This window comes from Tunturiibacter gelidiferens (assembly GCF_013410115.1).
Lineage (GTDB): Bacteria > Acidobacteriota > Terriglobia > Terriglobales > Acidobacteriaceae > Edaphobacter > Edaphobacter gelidiferens.
Window position 1 is genome coordinate 1,385,017 of the sequence record NZ_JACCCV010000001.1, and the last position, 16,576, is coordinate 1,401,592.

The 16,576-nt window shown below is 56.0% G+C and carries 13 protein-coding genes; 4 read left to right on the forward strand and 9 right to left on the reverse strand.

The genetic code is table 11. The features are described 5' to 3' along the window. Positions 1-15: 15 nt before the first annotated feature. The 8 genes from HDF12_RS05765 to HDF12_RS05800 all read right to left on the reverse strand — a co-directional run bounded on the left by HDF12_RS05765 (position 16) and on the right by HDF12_RS05800 (position 9,394). Positions 16-2,457, reverse strand: coding sequence for an Ig domain-containing protein (locus HDF12_RS05765; RefSeq protein ID WP_179581627.1), 2,442 nt, complete (start codon positions 2,455-2,457; stop codon positions 16-18). 564 nt (positions 2,458-3,021) lie between these two features. Then, positions 3,022-4,227, reverse strand: a complete 1,206-nt coding sequence (locus HDF12_RS05770) for a glycosyltransferase family 4 protein (RefSeq protein WP_179581628.1) — start codon at positions 4,225-4,227, stop codon at positions 3,022-3,024. Continuing rightward, positions 4,224-5,390: a glycosyltransferase family 4 protein gene (locus tag HDF12_RS05775; RefSeq protein ID WP_179581629.1), complete on the reverse strand. Its 1,167-nt coding sequence runs from the start codon at positions 5,388-5,390 to the stop codon at positions 4,224-4,226. The genes HDF12_RS05770 and HDF12_RS05775 overlap by 4 nt, the downstream gene beginning before the upstream one ends. Then, positions 5,365-6,156 carry a polysaccharide deacetylase family protein gene (locus HDF12_RS05780; RefSeq protein ID WP_179581630.1) on the reverse strand — a complete coding sequence of 264 codons (792 nt, stop codon included), beginning with the start codon at positions 6,154-6,156 and terminating at the stop codon, positions 5,365-5,367. Before HDF12_RS05780 ends, HDF12_RS05775 begins: the two co-directional genes overlap by 26 nt. An 84-nt stretch (positions 6,157-6,240) precedes the next feature. Then, positions 6,241-6,669 (reverse strand): VOC family protein, encoded by a 429-nt coding sequence (locus tag HDF12_RS05785; RefSeq protein ID WP_179581631.1) that lies wholly within the window; start codon positions 6,667-6,669, stop codon positions 6,241-6,243. Continuing rightward, positions 6,666-6,914 carry an acyl carrier protein gene (locus HDF12_RS05790; RefSeq protein ID WP_179581632.1) on the reverse strand — a complete coding sequence of 83 codons (249 nt, stop codon included), beginning with the start codon at positions 6,912-6,914 and terminating at the stop codon, positions 6,666-6,668. The genes HDF12_RS05785 and HDF12_RS05790 overlap by 4 nt, the downstream gene beginning before the upstream one ends. Then, positions 6,880-8,829 (reverse strand): HAD-IIIC family phosphatase, encoded by a 1,950-nt coding sequence (locus tag HDF12_RS05795; RefSeq protein ID WP_179581633.1) that lies wholly within the window; start codon positions 8,827-8,829, stop codon positions 6,880-6,882. The genes HDF12_RS05790 and HDF12_RS05795 overlap by 35 nt, the downstream gene beginning before the upstream one ends. Next, positions 8,819-9,394: a serine O-acetyltransferase gene (locus HDF12_RS05800; protein ID WP_179581634.1), complete on the reverse strand. Its 576-nt coding sequence runs from the start codon at positions 9,392-9,394 to the stop codon at positions 8,819-8,821. Before HDF12_RS05800 ends, HDF12_RS05795 begins: the two co-directional genes overlap by 11 nt. 341 nt (positions 9,395-9,735) lie before the next feature. Between HDF12_RS05800 and HDF12_RS05805 the strand changes: the two genes are divergently transcribed. Together HDF12_RS05805 and HDF12_RS05810 are read left to right on the forward strand one after the other, a co-directional pair. Further along, complete coding sequence (locus HDF12_RS05805; RefSeq protein WP_179581635.1) at positions 9,736-10,893, forward strand: glycosyltransferase; 1,158 nt, start codon at positions 9,736-9,738, stop codon at positions 10,891-10,893. A 62-nt stretch (positions 10,894-10,955) separates the two neighbouring features. Then, the gene (locus HDF12_RS05810; RefSeq protein ID WP_179581636.1) at positions 10,956-11,924 is read left to right on the forward strand and encodes a glycosyltransferase; all 969 of its coding nucleotides are present in this window, start codon (positions 10,956-10,958) and stop codon (positions 11,922-11,924) included. 65 nt (positions 11,925-11,989) lie between these two features. Here the strand turns inward: HDF12_RS05810 and HDF12_RS05815 are convergent, their stop codons facing one another. After that, on the reverse strand, positions 11,990-13,516 hold the full coding sequence (locus HDF12_RS05815) for an oligosaccharide flippase family protein (protein ID WP_306457996.1): 1,527 nt from the start codon (positions 13,514-13,516) through the stop codon (positions 11,990-11,992). Between the two features lie 481 nt (positions 13,517-13,997). On the opposite strand from HDF12_RS05815, the gene HDF12_RS05820 reads away from it, so the two are divergent. Together HDF12_RS05820 and HDF12_RS05825 are read left to right on the forward strand one after the other, a co-directional pair. After that, positions 13,998-15,113 (forward strand): glycosyltransferase family 2 protein, encoded by a 1,116-nt coding sequence (locus HDF12_RS05820; RefSeq protein WP_179581638.1) that lies wholly within the window; start codon positions 13,998-14,000, stop codon positions 15,111-15,113. Positions 15,114-15,177: 64 nt separating this feature from the next. After that, complete coding sequence (locus HDF12_RS05825) at positions 15,178-16,521, forward strand: O-antigen ligase family protein (RefSeq protein WP_179581639.1); 1,344 nt, start codon at positions 15,178-15,180, stop codon at positions 16,519-16,521. Positions 16,522-16,576 lie beyond the last annotated feature (55 nt).

Consider the following 16,576-nt stretch of genomic DNA (forward strand, 5'->3'; position numbering starts at 1 on the left):
ACGCAGACTTGCGGCTTATGGTTCGACAGCTCCCATGGAGGGCGGGTTCGGACGACTGACTCCGTTGTAGTCGGTGGCCGGAACGCCGGAGTAGGTGACTCCTGTTCCTGCTGCCGCGCTTCCTGAAGAGATGTTGAAGTTGAAGTTATCGAGTTCGGTAGGGGTGAAGCTCGTACCGTTTCCAGTGGGCTGCTTGTCGAAGTCCGGGGTGACGCACTTCTCGCTGGAGTAGCCGGTGGGGCAGGTGAAGCCGTGGCCGATGCCGTAGTAGAGGTTGTTGCTGCGATTGATCGTGCCGATGACGGTGCCAGACTTGCTCCCACTGGGGGCTGCTTCCTGGAAGTACCAGGCTCCGGGTCCGCCTACCTGACTGCCCAGGGGGTAGGTAGCGGGATTGTCATAGCCGACGACGATGTTGTCGTGGAAGTTCAACGTGGCTCCGCCGCATCCCTTACCGTTTGCTCCCTGGACGCCTGGAGCGTCCCAGCAGGAGATATCGAAGATGGTGGGTGCGTAGGTCACGATGGTGTTGTTGGCGATGGTGAAGGTGCTGTTCTGGCGGAAGTCGAAGGGGAAGGCATCGCTTGCCCGGCAGAAGTCTCCGAGATGGGCGTTGTAAGTGCTCGGCGCTCCGCTGATCGGGTAAGCCATTCTGTCGCAGTCTCCGATGGCCACATTGTTGGTGATCATCGCGGTGCCGAAGTTGCCTCCGATCTTGAAGGTTCCTCCGCTGTTGGAGTAGGCGATGGAGTTGGTGATGCTGAGGGTGTAGGGTCCGCCGGTGTCGATGTGGCCGAGGTCAAGTCCATCCTGAGTGTTGTAGATGAACTTCGAGTGGTCGATGGTGGCGGAGAGACCGGTGCCGTGCGGGGTGCCGACGCCGTCACCGTATCCGCCATCGCTCTGGCCGTAGCAGGAGGCGACAGGGATGGTGTGGACTGCCGGGTACTCCTGGTTGCATCCGCTCCACTCGATGGTGGAGTAGAGGAAGTGCCAGTCGCCGTTGACCATGGGAGTGGCGCTGCCGTCGTCGAAGTCCCAGCCTGCGCCGCCGTTAAAGGCTATATCGCATCTGAGGCAGGTAACCAGGCCGCCGATGGGTCCCTTGATGCCGCGGCCGATGTGGCCGTGGATCCACATATCCTGCATGAGCAGATCGTGGGTGGTGTTGTCGGTGTGGATGCCGTCGGAGTCGTAGTCGTCTGCCGAACCGCTGACGCAGCTTGCGGGAACTGCAGGACTGCCAAATGCGATGCACTGTGAGTGGCGTGTCACTTCGAGGCACTCTACGTCTACGTACTTCGCTCCGGTGAGGTTGAGCGCTTCGGTGACGCCGAATCCACCGAAGATCTGCGTGAGCTGCGAGCGGGTAGTAACGCCGCCGCTGTTGCAGGAGGCGTAGTTTTCACCTAGGATGCGGGTGTGCTGGCTGGCCGTTCCTGCGGGGATTGGGGGGTTGTAGCAGCCGTAGTTTCCGCCGCCGCCGAAGCACCAGGTGTAGCCGGCGCCGCAGCCTGCACCGCTGCAGCTGCCGGGAGCCTTATCGAAGCCGATGCGCCACGGTCCGCCGCGGAGGATGACCGTATCGCCGCCGGAGATGACCCAGGCGTGGTTGCCGTAGCTCTGGTCATCCCAGAGATAGCGGGGATCCTTGAAGGCGCAGTGCTGGTTGGTGCCGGTGCCGGAGTAAGCTACGTCGGCCTTGCCGTCGCACTGGCCGGTCGTGGCGTTCGCGGAGTAACGCGTTCCGCCGTCGGGACGGATGTACCAGGTCGTGCCAGAGCCGCTCTGCTGCGATCCTTCCGCGGCAACGGCGATGGAGGTCGCAGCGGATTTGGTCTGGTCTGGGTTGCTGTTGTCGGTGACGGTTGCAGTGAAGCTGGAGGTGCCGGCGGCGGTGGGTGTGCCGGAGATCATGCCGGTGGTCGCAGCCAGGGTGAGCCCTGCGGGCAGTTTGCCGGAGGTGATCGACCAGGTGTAGGCCGGAGTGCCGCCACTGGCCTTCAACTGCGAAGAATAGTTTGTGCCGTCGGTACCTGCGGCTAGCGTCGCCGAGGTGATCGAGAGTGGCGAGGGTGAGGCGTTAGCAGTTGCAACAGCAACGGTGAGGCTGACGGTCTTGGTCTGGGCCGGCTTTGAGGAGTCCGTCACAGAGAAGGTAAGCGGGAACGATCCGTCCCTCGTCGGTGTGCCGTAGAGCAGGCCTGTGCCACCGTTGAGAGCGAACCCTGGGGGATGAGTGCCAGAAACAACCTTCCAGTGGTAAGGCACGGTGCCGCCGGTCGCTTTGAGAGAGGCGCTATAGGCCTTCTCAAGGGTAGCTTGGGGTATCGAGGTGGTGCTGATGGCAAGCGCTGTGGCGGCGTTCGCTGTCTGTGACGGGGAGGTCGAATCCAGACAGAAGAAGATAAGTGCGAGGGTGATGCTGGTTACGAGGGTTCTGAATACTTTTCGCAAAATATGCTCCGTACAAAGAGGAAATTGGTTAGTCAAATCACGCTGCCTGAGCCGAAAGTAAATCGGGGCCCGGACATCCGGATGAATATTTTGTTTTGAAATGGTTACTACAGTTACCCTGCAACGGAAACCGGGGCCCACTTCGTCTATCGCGAGGCAAAGTCTCTCATCTGCATGTCCAGCTAGGTTTGCATGCAGTGAGTTCGCAAATGACACAAAGAAACAGAGCTTGGAGAACCAAGGTTTAATTACTAAAGTAACTTATTGGTGCAGTACACCCTACTCAAGCCGATAGAACTATCCCACGTTCGTTGTATGCAGGATTTAGCGCTCGACGAGGCAGACGTCGTTATGTCCGCGGCAGGTGTTGAGGCCAACGAACCAAGTCCAGCGCAATGCATGGTGGTGGGGAACAGGGAGGATGCGAATTTATAAGTTCTATATCGAATTGGTCTTGCCCGCCTGAGAAAGATAGCTCTTGAGAGAGCGATCTCCTAACGCATCAGAACCGGCAGATAGAAAGAGCGACGACTTACAACGACGAACGCTTCAAAAAGGGATTACTTAATTTTTATACCATAGCCGGAGAGGCTGAACGAATTTGTAACACTCAATTGTTTTATCCGCAATTGACAACCAGGATTCCTCTCCAAAGTTCATCTTCCGCACATTTTCTGCAAGTCGTTCTCTTAAAAGAGCATCTTCCAGGAGCTGAACGAGCGCATCGGCAAGTTCGACTGGTCTTTGGGGGTCGAAGAAAAATACATTTTCGCGGTCGGTGAGCAGCTCACGAAAGACGGGCAGATCGCTGGCGACGATGGTTTTGCCTAAGGCTAGCCCGGTTGCAAGCGCTCCGCTGGTCGTAATCGCGCCATACGGATAGACGACGATGTCTGCGGCTCGATAGAGGGCTACGAGCTCTTCCGTGGAGATGAAGCGTGGGTGAAGCCGGACGCGCCGGAGTTTCAGGCTGCGAATTTGTTCGCGAATTTGATCGAGTAGTTCTGTTGGTCCTGTACCAACGATCAGCAGGTCGACGTTCTCGACGGTTGCTTCAACGTTCCGCCAGGCCTCGAGGAGGAGATCGATTCCCTTGTAGGGAGAGATGATGCCTTGCCATAGCACGAGCATCTTTCGTGGATCCAGCTCGAAGCTCTGCAATGTTTGTTCGGCAGTGGCAGGCAGATCGTAGAAGAACGGACCATGAGGGATGACCGCGACCTTTTCTCCTTTCACAGAGAACTCAACCGCGAGCCCCTCTCGAATACTCTCCGAGTGACAGATGATCCGGTCGACCATTTGATAGAGGTCGTGGAAGATCTGCTTGTGACTCTCGCCGGTGTTATGGGGGAGAAGATCGTGGACCGTCAGCACGATCTTAGAGCCGCGTCGGCGGCAGAACTGAACGAACCAGAGATCGAGCGGTAGGCGCGAGGTCAGCATGGGAAGAAACTGCACATGGACAACATCGGGCGAAGAGATGAGGAAGCGCACCGCCAGCGCAGCGAGATTGAGAAGTGATTCAAGGAGCTTCAGAACTCTGCGTGGGAGTCGCGGCAATCGGAACTTGCCGACTACGTCCATCAATCCTGGGTCGAGCATGATGCCGCGATTTGAAAAGCAACCGGGGTCGAGATAGTAAGAGATGGAACCGACCATGAGATTGACGTGTTTCTTCAGGAGCGCCTTCGACAGATACGCCGTGTAGTAGGGCACAGTGGCCCAGAGATCCATCATGAAGACGGTTGGTCGCCGGGTATTTTCCGTCACTTGGTCTTTCCTTGCGGGACTGCGGAGGAACTTGAGGGAGTGGCTGCGGTTTGCCTCTTGGTTGCGATCGCCTGTTCGTAGATGCGGAGGTAGTCTGCTGTCATCCGCTGGGCGGAAAACTCTTCTTCAACGAGTTTTTTCGCGGCGCTCCCGAGATTCTGTCGCCGCGCCTGGTTGGGCAGGAGTTTTATGATCTCCGACGCCAGAGTTTCGACGTTTTCCGCAGGGATGAGCACACCCGTGCGACCATCGAGAACCACGGTTGGCACCGCGCCTACTGCGGTTGCAATAATTGGCAGGCTGCTTGCCATGCCCTCGAGAATGGCAATCGGCAAGCCCTCGCGGCGAGACGCGGAGACCATGATGTCGAACGAGGCGTAGACAGAAGACATGTCGTCTCGACGTCCGAGCATGGAGACATTTCTCCGAATCTGCAACTCGTCGATGAGCAACTCAAGTTGTTCGCGATCCGGTCCCTCGCCGACTACGACGAACTTTGTAGACGGAAGCTCAACCAGGACGCGCGCGGCCGCTCGAAGAAAGATGTCTACGCCCTTCTCCGTGGCGAGCCTCCCAACCAGTCCTACGATTGGAGGTTGATCCTGGGAAGAGACACTTCGCAGCAACGGAGACGCGTTATCGAAGGGGCGGAGGTCGATGCCGTTTCGAACGATATGAACCCTGTCCTTGCGAACGCCAGCCTTCAACAGGCGCTGGCTCACCTCTTCGGACACTGCAACTACTGCCGCGTAACTCCGGAGCACGAAGCGGTCCGCCATCCCGTATAGGGAGACAGCCAGATCGTTGTCGTACCAAGTGTGGCAGGTGGAGATGAGCGGAACGGCCGATTGGCGCAGGGCGAAGTAGGAGTATATGTCTGCTTTGTAGCCGTGCGCGTGGACGATGTCCGCGTTGGTGCGAGCGATAAGCTCTCGGATGCTTGCAGGTACGGTCCGATCAATCTGTCCCGCGCAGGAGATCAGATGCGAGTCGATCCCCTGCGCAATAGCAACTTCGTGAAGCTGCAGGTTCGGGTTCGCGGAGTTCGAAAAGACTCCGAGAACGCTCGAATGCGAGCTCTGGTTCAGAGTGCGCGACATGTTCAGGATCACCGCCTCTGCGCCGTACATGCCTCCGCTACTGATGATGTGCAGGATCTTCATGAGTAGCAGCTCCTCCGTCGTTGGTGTCCGGCTCTTGTCGATTGAGGAGAGCCCAAAGCTTTTCGTAGAGCCGGTCGCCTAGCAGAGTCTTGGCGGTGGCCTTTATGTGGTGCTGTCGTTTGAGGCTGGATAAGATGCCGCTCTCCGGTTCGAAGAGTTGTGCGATCCAATCCAGCGGCATGTCGCCGCGAATGTTCAGACGACCTACGGTTGTTCCGGTTGGTTGCGGTTCTAGTTTTGGGACCGAGGTAAAAACCTTGGTGTACCCAGCCTCGCGACAGGCATCGAGAACGCGTTGATTCGATCGTCCGCCGGGCAGCGACATCCCTGTGACTGGTACTCCGAGCTTGTCTTCGAGCGTGAGTCGCGCTTCGACTAACTCTTTATGTAACTGCGCCGGGTCGCAATGGGTGAGGAGTGCGTGGGACCATCCGTGTGCGCCGATCTGTTGGCCGGCTTGCTGCAGTTCGCGCAGCTCCTGCCATCCCATGTAGCCCGGCCTCTGGCCCGTCCAGCCTGTTGTGATGAAGAACCATGCTTTGATGGCGCGCGATTGCAGGATAGGCAAAGCGAACTCGAAGTTCGAGACATGCCCGTCGTCGAAGGTGATCTCGGGAAAAAGGCCTGGCGGGTGTCTTTTTCTTAGTTCGAGAAAAAGGTCGACCTGTTTTTCAAACTGGTCTGTCTCGACGACGTAGGAGTACTCGCTTCGGCTGGGCCGCAGTTCGTGATAGAGAAGATAGAGTCTGTCTGGCGGCCTGGTCACCGGATTTGTCCCGATTCAACGAGCGATGATTTTCTCTCAAACAGATTGGGAAGCATTGGCTGAATCATACATAGATTGCATCGGCTAAATCGCAGCTTCGACGAGTTCGAAGAGTTGGTGGGAGCGGGTGTAGATCCAAGCGATTCTGCGGCCGTTGAAGGCGACTGCGGGAACCGGCGGGCTGACGATGATGCAGCCGCTATTTTTTGCGTGAGCCACGGCTTGCTCGATGTCACTGGTCTCGAAGCAGAGGTGGTAGGCCGCACCTCCGCCCTTCGCAAGCATCGCAGTGATGGGAGAGTCTTCGCTGAGAGGCGCGATGAGCTCGATCTCAGCTACGTCGTTGTCTGACTTTGCGAGGAAGTTTACGCTGACTTTTTGGATCGGGTCGTCGAATGGGCCGGAGACGACCTTGTAGCCGAACAGCGCTTCGAGCGCGTCCGTCGTAGGCCCGAGTTTGGGAACCGCTACTCCTACATGACGAAGTTTGAAGCCGAGATCCTCAGCGTTCAAAGTGTCGCTCCCTTGGCGACCAGCTCGGCCTGGATCAGCGAGACGGTGGTCAGCTCCGCGATGCGGGATGGATCGAACTGAACGCCGTACTCGCCTTCGATGGCGAGGATCGCCTGCAGATGTCGGAAGGAGTCCCAGTTGTCGATGGTGCCGACACCAAGCTCAGGGGTGACCTCTTCGGGCGAGATTTCCAGGATGTCTGCGAGAATGTCACGAAGCGACGACGGCACTTGCTGAGAACTCATTCGATTCATTTCCTTCCAGGGTTAGCCACTTGGGGCTCTCAGGAGCCGCGGTGGTCAGATCAAGTTGATAAAAGATGGAGTCAGGGGAGGCACCGCTCGATGAGGCATCTTTGACAAAGCCGTGATCGAGATAAAAGTCTGCGCAAGGAGAGTTTTTCTTCGTCGGAATAAACTCGCCTACCAGACGCGTGGCGCCCGCTCTGACGGCATTCGCTCCAAGGTGCGCCAACAGCGCGGTTTCGATGCCACGCCCAATCACTCGACACGATAACAACAAGGAATCGATGGAACACGTACCCCCTATTGTTCGCGCGAGAGCGAGCCCGACAACTCCAGCATCGCCGAATCGGTCGCGTACGCGAACGGCGATTGCCTGGCCTCCTGCGGCGGAAGCGAACTCCTCTACCTCAGCTGTGGAATGCCGGCGTGTGGTGAGATTGAACTGATTTGTCTTGGCGAGAAGTTGAACTGAACGTGCGAGGGGGGCGTCCAAAGCACTGAGGAAGGTGCAGACGATCTCGAGCGAGGCGAGAAACTCATCGCGATCTCCTGCTGTGTTGGCGAGCTCTGCTCGTTGAGCCTGCGCTTTGTATTCGTTCAGACGATTGAGGTCGTCGTCGGTGACGACAGCGGCGTCGAAGAACGGTTGAGACGAAAGGAGCTCAACCAGCTTCCATGGTTCCTCGACCGGAGCTGCGATCACGGCCACCTCGGGCAGTTGTTGACGGATTGCTTCACACTCTACCGGGTTGTCATCGACAAAGACGAAGGAGTCGAGGCCGAGAGAAAGCTCTTCTGCAAGCTCACGAATAGAGGTTGCCTTTTCGTTCCAGCTGATCTTCGTCGCGACGAAATGATTCAGGGTGAGTCCCAGGTCGGCGGCGCGGATTTGAAAGGCCTCGCGAACGTCTGCGTCGTTGTTCTTTGAGACGATGGCGAGAAGGATACCGCGAGACGATAGTTGCTTGAGATACCTCTGATATTCGAGGTAGCAGTTGCCCGGGAAGGCGCTGCCGGTAGCGATGCCCTCCGGCCCTTCCTCTCCCAGAACTCCGCCCCATAAGGTGTTGTCGAGGTCCGTACACAGAACTTTGCGGGGAGCACGAAAGAGCGGGGAGAACGAGCGAACCAGGCCGCGCGAGTAAGCTCCGAAGCAGGCAGAGGCTACGGGAAGGCGGGATGCCAAAAACATTCGCGCGTCGCGCCAGCTTGCGCGGCCGTGACGGGCTGCAAGATGATCCACATCGAAGAAGACACAGTCTGAGACGGAACGGCATAAGGCCGCGAGCTTTTGGTTCAGCTGGTAGACCGCGTTGGTTAGACTGTGGGGGAGGTTCGCCTCTCCGACGTCTCCAAGCGAGGTTTGGTCGGGAACAACGCAGCCTTGAAAGAGAATGCGCGCAGAGCTGCCGGAGCGAAAGTTTCCCAGCAGCTGAGCGATGCGCGTGACGGATTCTTCGATCTCTACCTCAACAGCGTCGCCTATACCGTCCGCACAGAGATCTGGCAGACGGCCTGCGATGTCTTCGAGATCCAACAGGATGAAGACGAGGTCAGGCTTGAACTTGGCGAGGGCGCTTAGGGGATTGAGCAGCTCATCGACGTAAGAGCCGTAGCCACCGATGTTCAGATCGAGGACATAGTTTGACAGCACCGCTTCGGTGGTCAGAGAGGGTAGGATCGGCTCAATCGTTACTGACCGGACGATGTGAGTTTTGAGTCGTCTGGCTTGCAGTTGGCTCACGAGAGCGTCGCCCAGGGCTGTAAACGACGAGGCGCAGAACATAACGTCGGCGGGTTTGCTGGAGGTGGCGAGGAGCTTTCGCGCAACACCTACCGCAGTTGCTGCATCCTGCGACGTCGCGGCCTCCTTGATAGCGCGGCGCAGTTCCTGTCGCTCTGTATCACTTTGCATCTGTGGTCTCCGCTACCGCGGGGGCGGGGGATTCGACCGCCTTCGGTGCTCTCATGATGATGCGGCCGGGTACTCCCATGACCGTCGCGCCGTCTGGAATATTGCTCATGACGAGGGTATTGGCTGCAATCTTTGCGCCACTGCCTACTTTGATCTTGCCGACCAGCGTCGCGCCTGTGCCGATGTAGACCCGGTCGCCAAGGACCGGCGCGCCTTTGCGGCCCATTGCAGAGGCTCCGATGGTTACGCGATGGGCGATATCGCAGTTGCTTCCGATGATCGCCTGCGGGTTGATGTGAACGCCGCCGATGTGCGCGATGTAGAGGCCGCCGCCGATCGTAGCCTGGGGATCGAGACACATCTCCATGACGACCTCAGAGAACATGTAGGCGAAGAAGTACAAGATCTTTAAAGGAATCCGAATCAGGACAAAAGGGTTTGCAGAGTAGAGCCAATTACCAAATCGATAGATCGTGATCGCCCATATCGCGGGGTTCAGCCAAAGCTGTCTCCCGCTATGGCCCATGGATCGGTAACGTGCTATATCTTCGGAGAATTTATTCATCTTCAATGCCCGGAAAAAATGGGCTCAGCAGCCAATTTGCCTTACGGTACAGCGATCTTATCAGTCCTCTATCCTCGCGAGGCAAACGATCTTGCGCGTTATTAATACGGGATTGATCTTCTGCGAGATTGCGGAAAGATGATCCGATTTGTGACAGTTCTGCTGCAGGACCGACGGGGCCCCGAGTATTTATGGAGTCGGGCAACAATTGCAATTGTCTTGACTGTATCAACGGCCCCAGCGCCGCCGCACTCCCCAAAAGTACCAGCGATTGATACGACATTGCTGAGATATCGATATATCTTTTGTGTCCATCCTCGTAGGATTGGAGATGAGGATACATGCGAAGCGCAGATTCCAATGTGGTTGAGGCTGAAAAGCCGACAATCGCTCATTTTCTCCCATGGGACGGCATCGGAGGCGTCGAGATTGCGACTCTCCGAATCATTGAGGCAACGCGGGATCAGTTTCGCCACGTGGCGTTTTGTAAGCCAACCGCACTGGAGTTGAAGGACGCCTGCGAAAAAGCAGGAGTGGTCGTGGTGTCGTATGTTCCGCCAGAGCCAAGCGTTCGGCATGCGCTGCGTTACTTCAAGCAGTCCCTGACTGTGGCACGAGAGATGAGGCGGCTTGGCGTAAATCTGGCCCATTGTTCCGAGACGAAGGCGACCTATCACAACAGCCTCGCGGCGTTTCTGGCTCGAGTGCCGATGATTACCCATGTGCGATCGAGATATCCCGAGATTGGTCTGCGCGATCGACTTGGCTTTCTCGGGGTGGCGGGATATGTTTTTGTTTCACAGGACTCAAGACGACAGTTCGCGCTGAGGATTCCCGATGCGAAGGCGCGGGTCCTTTATGACGCAGTGGATATTACCGAACCACAAGAGGCTTCCGTCAGCAAAGCGCTTCGCAAGGAATTAGGCGTGGCAGAAGGCGCGACTCTTATTGGAATGATTGCCAGAGTGAATCCACAGAAGGACTATGCCACGTTGGCCAATGCGGCCGCGTTGGTTCTGACTCACCGAACTGATGTACAGTTCCTGGTGGTCGGGGACAACTCTGTAGTGGAGATGAATCGAGAGCACTACCGGCATGTGCACCAGCGTCTGGTTGACCTTGGTATCGGCGACCGGTTTATCTTCACAGGCTTTCGATCGGATGTGCCGCGTATCGTTTCGGCGCTGGATCTCTTCGTGCTTTGCACTCACAGGGAGGGTCTGCCGCTCTCGATCCTCGAGGCGATGGCGCTAGGCAAGACTGTCATTGCAACCAGCGTCGATGGAATTCCTGAGGTGATTACCGATGGTGTAACCGGATATCTCCACGGTCACGAGAAGAGCGATGAGTTGGCCAATGCGATCCTCAAATGTATCGACCATCCGGAGTTGGCTAAGCAAATTGGAGATGCGGCACGCGAACATTGCAGACGCACCTACAACTCTCAGGTGTTTACAGCCAATGTGGCCAAAATCTATCGTGAATTTCTACCGAGCTGACTGATGACAGAAAGAATTACATCGTTGCCGCATGGCTGCATTTGTTTGAGATCGGAAATTTCATGAGCGAAGCCTCTCTCACTCTGCTGATGCCTGTGCTGAACGGCATGCCTTTCCTGCCGGAGACCTTGGAATCGATCGAGCGTCAGGATTACAAAAACTGGGAGATTCTGGTATGGGACAACGGTTCGACCGATGGAACGCTCGAGGAGCTGCATCGCTGGATTCCTTCGCGGCTTCCCGGACGAGTCATCTCGGGGGAACCTCTGAAGCTTGGGCCTTCTCTGGCGAAATTGGTTCTCGAGGCCAAGACGGAGTTGTGTGCCAGGATCGACGCGGACGACGTCATGTATCCGCATCGCCTAGGGATGCAAGTTGCCTTCATGCAACAACATCCTGAAGCCGGAGTTTTGGGTACAGAGGTCGAATTTATCGATTCGAAGGGTGCGATACGCCCTCATATCACACCTTATTCGACACAGGACGCGGATCTTCGCTGGCTGGTGCGATGGCTTAATCCTATCTGCCATCCCACCGTGATGTTTCGGCGCAGCATCATCTTGGAAGCTGGAAACTACCGAGATCTGAAGCCTTTTGAGGATCACGATCTATGGTTTCGTGTGAGTTTAATCTCTGAACTGGCGAATTTGCCGGAGGTGCTTCTTAAATACAGGCAACACTCCGCAAGTACGATGGGTCAGGCCAATTCGAAGTACCACACCTACTTCGATGCCATGGCGGAGCTGAATGCGGATCTCCTCTTCACCGGCTTCTCTCCGCAGGATGCGATGGATCTGAGGGGGAAAGCTATTCGCGACGCGGAGGTGAGAGTGGCTTTGGCCGATTTTGCCTCCTATCGAAGAGCTGCCGTCACTACCGCGGTTGCTGTAGGCAAGCCGAAGACCTACTTTCGCTCAACGAAGGCGTACGGAATGTTTCACAAAGAGATGATACGGAATTACCTGCTGCAATATGGTCTCGTAAAGACGATCATGACCGCGCGGCATCGGATGCTGTCTAAGTCCGAATGACGGGTGTTGGTGCGCCTATCGCCTGCGGTGACGAGCTGACGTATCTCCAGCCAGTGACAAGAGCTTCAGTGCGCGCTGGTAAACAACAAAGAACGTATTCGCGGGACGACCTGCTGTCGAACATAGCCTCGGAAGATAAAGGCAACCGCGAGAAAGTAAACCGGCAACGTAGCTAGAACCTGGATGAAAAATATCGTCAAGTTATGGACCGGGAAGGCTGCCATGGCGTAAGAAGCTATGACGAAGGGTACCCCAGCAAGAAACATGGGAGCCCAGACATTCCATATGACCTCAAAGGCACTGAGTCCGACCAGCTTTGAGATGTAGCGCGGCCAGAAGACCACATGGACGATCAAACTCGGGATCATGGTTCCGAGCGCAACGCCATAGATGCCGTACCAGCGAACCAGGACGACGCTCAGTATCAGATTTGTGACTCCCTCTGAGATCGCCCAGAGAGCGGAGGCCTTATGTTTTTCTACTCCGTAGGCAATTGATGCGGCGGTTCTGTTTGCGAACGAGAAGAAAAGCGCCGTGCAGAGAATGATCAGAACTGTTCCCGAGCTCTGCGCATACTGCGGTCCCATCCAAAGTGAAATGAAGGTGCGACCGCGAACGACCAGGGTGATGAGTATCGGCAGGGAGACCATGATCGTCGCTCGCGTCCCGTTTCTGAAGAGCGCAAGAAGTCCAGCCGTGTCGCCAGCCGCCTCATAAGTGCTTGCGGCTGGAACGAAGGATCCTCCGATCGAGCCAACGATCTGACTGGCGTATCGACAGAGGGAGTTGCCGATGGCATAGTAAGTGACTGCAGTCGCGGAGACGAAGGCGCCGACAACCAGATTGTCCGCCTGATAGACCAACTGGACTGCGATGGTCGTCAGAAAGGCATACGAGCTGTAGACCCAGAGTTTTCGCAGGGTCTCCCTCTTCGGTTTTTGCAGCTTCACTCTCAGTTCAGGATAAAGACGATGCGCGGTATACAAGAGAAGGGCACTGCTGACGATGATCGCGATGAGCTCGCAGAAAGCAATGGAGATAATCCCGTGCCCGGTGCGTAGTGCGTAGACAACTCCCATGACTCGGATCGCAGTCTGCGTGAGACCGACATAATTTTGCAGATCGTAACGATTGAGCGCAGAAAGAACAGCCGAAGCGACACCGAAGGTCATTCCAATGACTGTGGTTAGCCCGATCAAAAGAATGGCCTTGCGAGCGTCGCTCGCCAGCGCGGGTGGGACTTTGAACCACAATGGGAAGATGGCAGCCAGGCCGACACTCAGCACCAGGCAGACTGCGCCGATCTGTAAGCGTACCCAGAGCGCGGCGGAGATTGCCTCCGAGGATCCTTCATGATCTCCGGTGGTATGGCCCTTCGAGACAAACCTCAGGACAGAACTTTGCAGGCCCAGGTCCATCAGGCCCAGATAGCCTACGACCGAGATGGCCAGCACCCATACTCCGTAGGCGGCGTCTCCGAGGCGATGCAGAATGAATGGCGCAAAAAAGAATCCGACTGCCATATTGGCGAGTGTTCCCAGCCAATTGAACAGTACGTTCCGAGCAATGTGTCGTACACGCAACTGCGGCAAGTTGAGGCTCCAGAATGGACGTTTGGCTTAGAAGCGGAGGAACTTCGTGATGCTGCTTCACTCAGGGTCCCGAAAGTCGTTGCCTCACTGAGTATCGGCTACGTTGAGGCCGTCGATGACTTTCGACGACCAGTTTATATCAGCAAGATGTGTTCCTCTCGGGAGTTCGGCCATCCGGGTCGGGTCGAACGTGACTATCGTTTAAACAGAGCCCAATTTGAAATTTGCGGGCGACCCTGGAGACTTTTTACGCGGTTCCACCGACGCCGCCAATACCACTTCGGTGTAAATCATATTGTTGTCTGGTATGGAGATAGCAGCGTATCGTAGACCTGTGGGTCATCGCCGACTTCGGCTCGCAATGCAAATAGCTGTTGAAGTCCCCGGATCAGCCAATGAAACGTCTCAAGTCCGAATCTGCGTCGTTTCTTAGCCTTAGCGTACGACCGAGACCGCTCCACGCTCTCCGGAAGCATACAGTATGACAAAGTTGATCTTCTGGTACTGCTTTGCGCTGACAGTCTACGCGTATCTCGGCTACGCGATCTGGCTTTGGTTCTGTGTTCGCTTCCGCAAACGTCGTCTTCCCGGAACTCGCTCCGCAACTCCAAACGTCTCGATCATTATGGCGGCGCGTAACGAAGAGGCGAATTTGCCAGCCAAGCTGGAGAATCTTCGTCGTTTGACCTTCCCGAGAGACCGGCTTCAGATCGTCATCGTCTCCGACGGATCGACGGACCGCACAGCCGAAATTCTACGGGAGCAAGCTCCCGGCATCGTCCCGGTAATTCTCGAGAGGTCCAATGGTAAAGCTGCCGCCTTGAACGAAGCCGTGAGGCTGGCGCAGGGCGAAATCCTCGTATTTCTTGACGCGCGGCAGACCGTCGACGAGGACGCTGTCTCGGAGCTGGTCGCATGCTTTGATGATCCGACGATTGGCGCGGTCAGTGGTGAGCTTTTGCTCGAAACGCCCTCTGGCGCTGCCAGTGAAGAGGGCCTCGGAATCTACTGGAAGATCGAGAAAACGGTGCGCAAGCTCGAGTCTGCGTCAGGCTCGGTCGTGGGGGTGACGGGAGCGATCTACGCAATCCGGCGCGAACTGTATACGGAGATTCCCCCTGGGACGATTCTTGATGACGTCTTTGTACCTATGAATGTAGCGCGGAAGGGAAAGCGGATTGTGTTTCAGCCTTCTGCAATTGCGAGAGACCGGATCTTCAGCAAGAAAGGAAAGGAGTTCTCGCGCAAGGTTCGTACGCTGACCGGGAACTACCAGTTGCTTCGGCTGGCTCCGTGGCTGCTTTCGCCGTCGAATCCTCTACTCTTCCGCTTCGTGAGCCACAAGCTTCTCCGGCTGCTCGTTCCATTTCTGATGATTTTGATGCTCGTGTCCTCTGCGTTGGCCAAAGGACCGCTTTATGCGACGATCTTCTGGATTCAGATCGTGTTCTATATCTCAGCCGCGTTTGGAACGTTGATTCCATCTGCTAAAAAATTTAGACCAATCGCAATCGCCAGTACGTTCGTAATGCTTAATATGGCAGCCGCACTCGCGTTCTACAATTTCATCGTAGGACGAAAAGAAGTCTGGAATTAGGAGATAGGAAGTCGATCTATCAGTTGCGGGGTTAGTCCTTCATAGATCGATGAAATGAGACTGCATGTTAGGAACAGGAATCGGACATTACATTCCGTTGGTTGCTTATCTGGGCTTCTGCGTCATGATCATCGTGTCGCTGGTCAAAAGGCCTCTCTACGGGCTTTATTACATGATTCCGTTCCTGCCCTATCGCACGATGCGCGATCACTTCCTGGACTATCCGCTGGGTGGCAATATGCTCACCATCCTGGTGCTCGCTGTGATTGTGGGAGCCTTGATCAAAGGTAAGCGTCTGCCCAAGGGAAAGGGAAAACTCTACCTGATCTGGCTGATCTTCGCGATCTATCTTTATATCTCCATGTGGCTCGGCGTAGCGATGGGAAATGCGCCCCCACCGATCTGGCTGCAGGACATTAACTTTGTGACGTGGAAAGACTACATGCTGATTCCTCTGGTCTTTCTCGCGGCAGGTCTCGTTGTTGAAGACAGAAAGTCGGTGAAGATAATAATTTTTCTCACTGCATTTTCAGTAGTCGCCATCGACCGAAGTTGTCTGATGGACAGCATGTCCAGAAGCTGGTCCAACTTCGACGAAAACAAGCGCGGAGGCGGTCCTCTGGGCTTCGGATCGAATCAGACTGCAGCCTACCTCGCTCAATTTTCGATGTTCTTCTGGGGCTTTGCACAGTTTCTAAAAAGGAAGAAACTGCGGCTGATCTCTTACGGAATCGTCGCGCTGACCATCTTCACGGACATGTACACTTTTTCGCGCGGCTCGTATCTTGCGATCATCCTTTCGGTAGTTGTTCTTGGGTTCTTGAAGGACAGGAAACTTCTTATCGTCGCCGCCCTCTTCTTAGTGACTTGGCAGGCTATCGTTCCGACCGCCGTCCGTGAAAGAGTCAACATGACGGAGAACTCGAATGGTCAGCTTGAGTCCTCGGCCAACGAGCGGGTACGATTGTGGCAGGATGCTGAGGATGCCATCGCAGCCGACCCGATCTTCGGGGCAGGCTTCGCCACCTATCAACTGACAGCCCACGTCGACAACCTGAGGGACACGCATAACTGGTACATCAAGGTATTGGTGGAGACTGGCATCGTCGGAATGCTGATTGTGCTTGCCATGCTCCAGCAGATGCTTGCGGCGGCCTATCGCCTCTTCAAGATTGCGGAAGACCCACTCTATCGCGGTCTTGGCCTTGGCCTCTTCCTGGCGATCTGCGCCTGTCTCGTAGCGAACTGCTTTGGCGATCGATGGACGTATATCGAAATTACCTCGCCGCTGTGGCTGCTGGTCGGAACCACTCTTCGCGCCACTGAATTCTCCGAGGCGGCACCGGTGACGGAGGCGACCGCTTCGAATGCAACGATCAGTACGAATCCATTTCTCGCGTATCGGTAATGTGCGAGTGCGTTGTCTGTGCTGTTCTTCACTTTGCGTGCGGCTGGAAGATTTC

Bases quoted from the DNA above. Each gene is read 5' to 3' on its own strand.
- HDF12_RS05775 (WP_179581629.1), bottom strand. From the start codon at position 5,390: ATGAAGATCCTGCACATCATCAGTAGCGGAGGCATGTACGGCGCAGAG.
- HDF12_RS05790 (WP_179581632.1), bottom strand. From the start codon at position 6,914: ATGAGTTCTCAGCAAGTGCCGTCGTCGCTTCGTGACATTCTCGCAGAC.
- HDF12_RS05795 (WP_179581633.1), bottom strand. From the start codon at position 8,829: ATGCAAAGTGATACAGAGCGACAGGAACTGCGCCGCGCTATCAAGGAG.
- HDF12_RS05800 (WP_179581634.1), bottom strand. From the start codon at position 9,394: ATGAATAAATTCTCCGAAGATATAGCACGTTACCGATCCATGGGCCAT.
- HDF12_RS05805 (WP_179581635.1), top strand. From the start codon at position 9,736: ATGCGAAGCGCAGATTCCAATGTGGTTGAGGCTGAAAAGCCGACAATC.
- HDF12_RS05810 (WP_179581636.1), top strand. From the start codon at position 10,956: ATGAGCGAAGCCTCTCTCACTCTGCTGATGCCTGTGCTGAACGGCATG.
- HDF12_RS05820 (WP_179581638.1), top strand. From the start codon at position 13,998: ATGACAAAGTTGATCTTCTGGTACTGCTTTGCGCTGACAGTCTACGCG.
- HDF12_RS05825 (WP_179581639.1), top strand. From the start codon at position 15,178: ATGTTAGGAACAGGAATCGGACATTACATTCCGTTGGTTGCTTATCTG.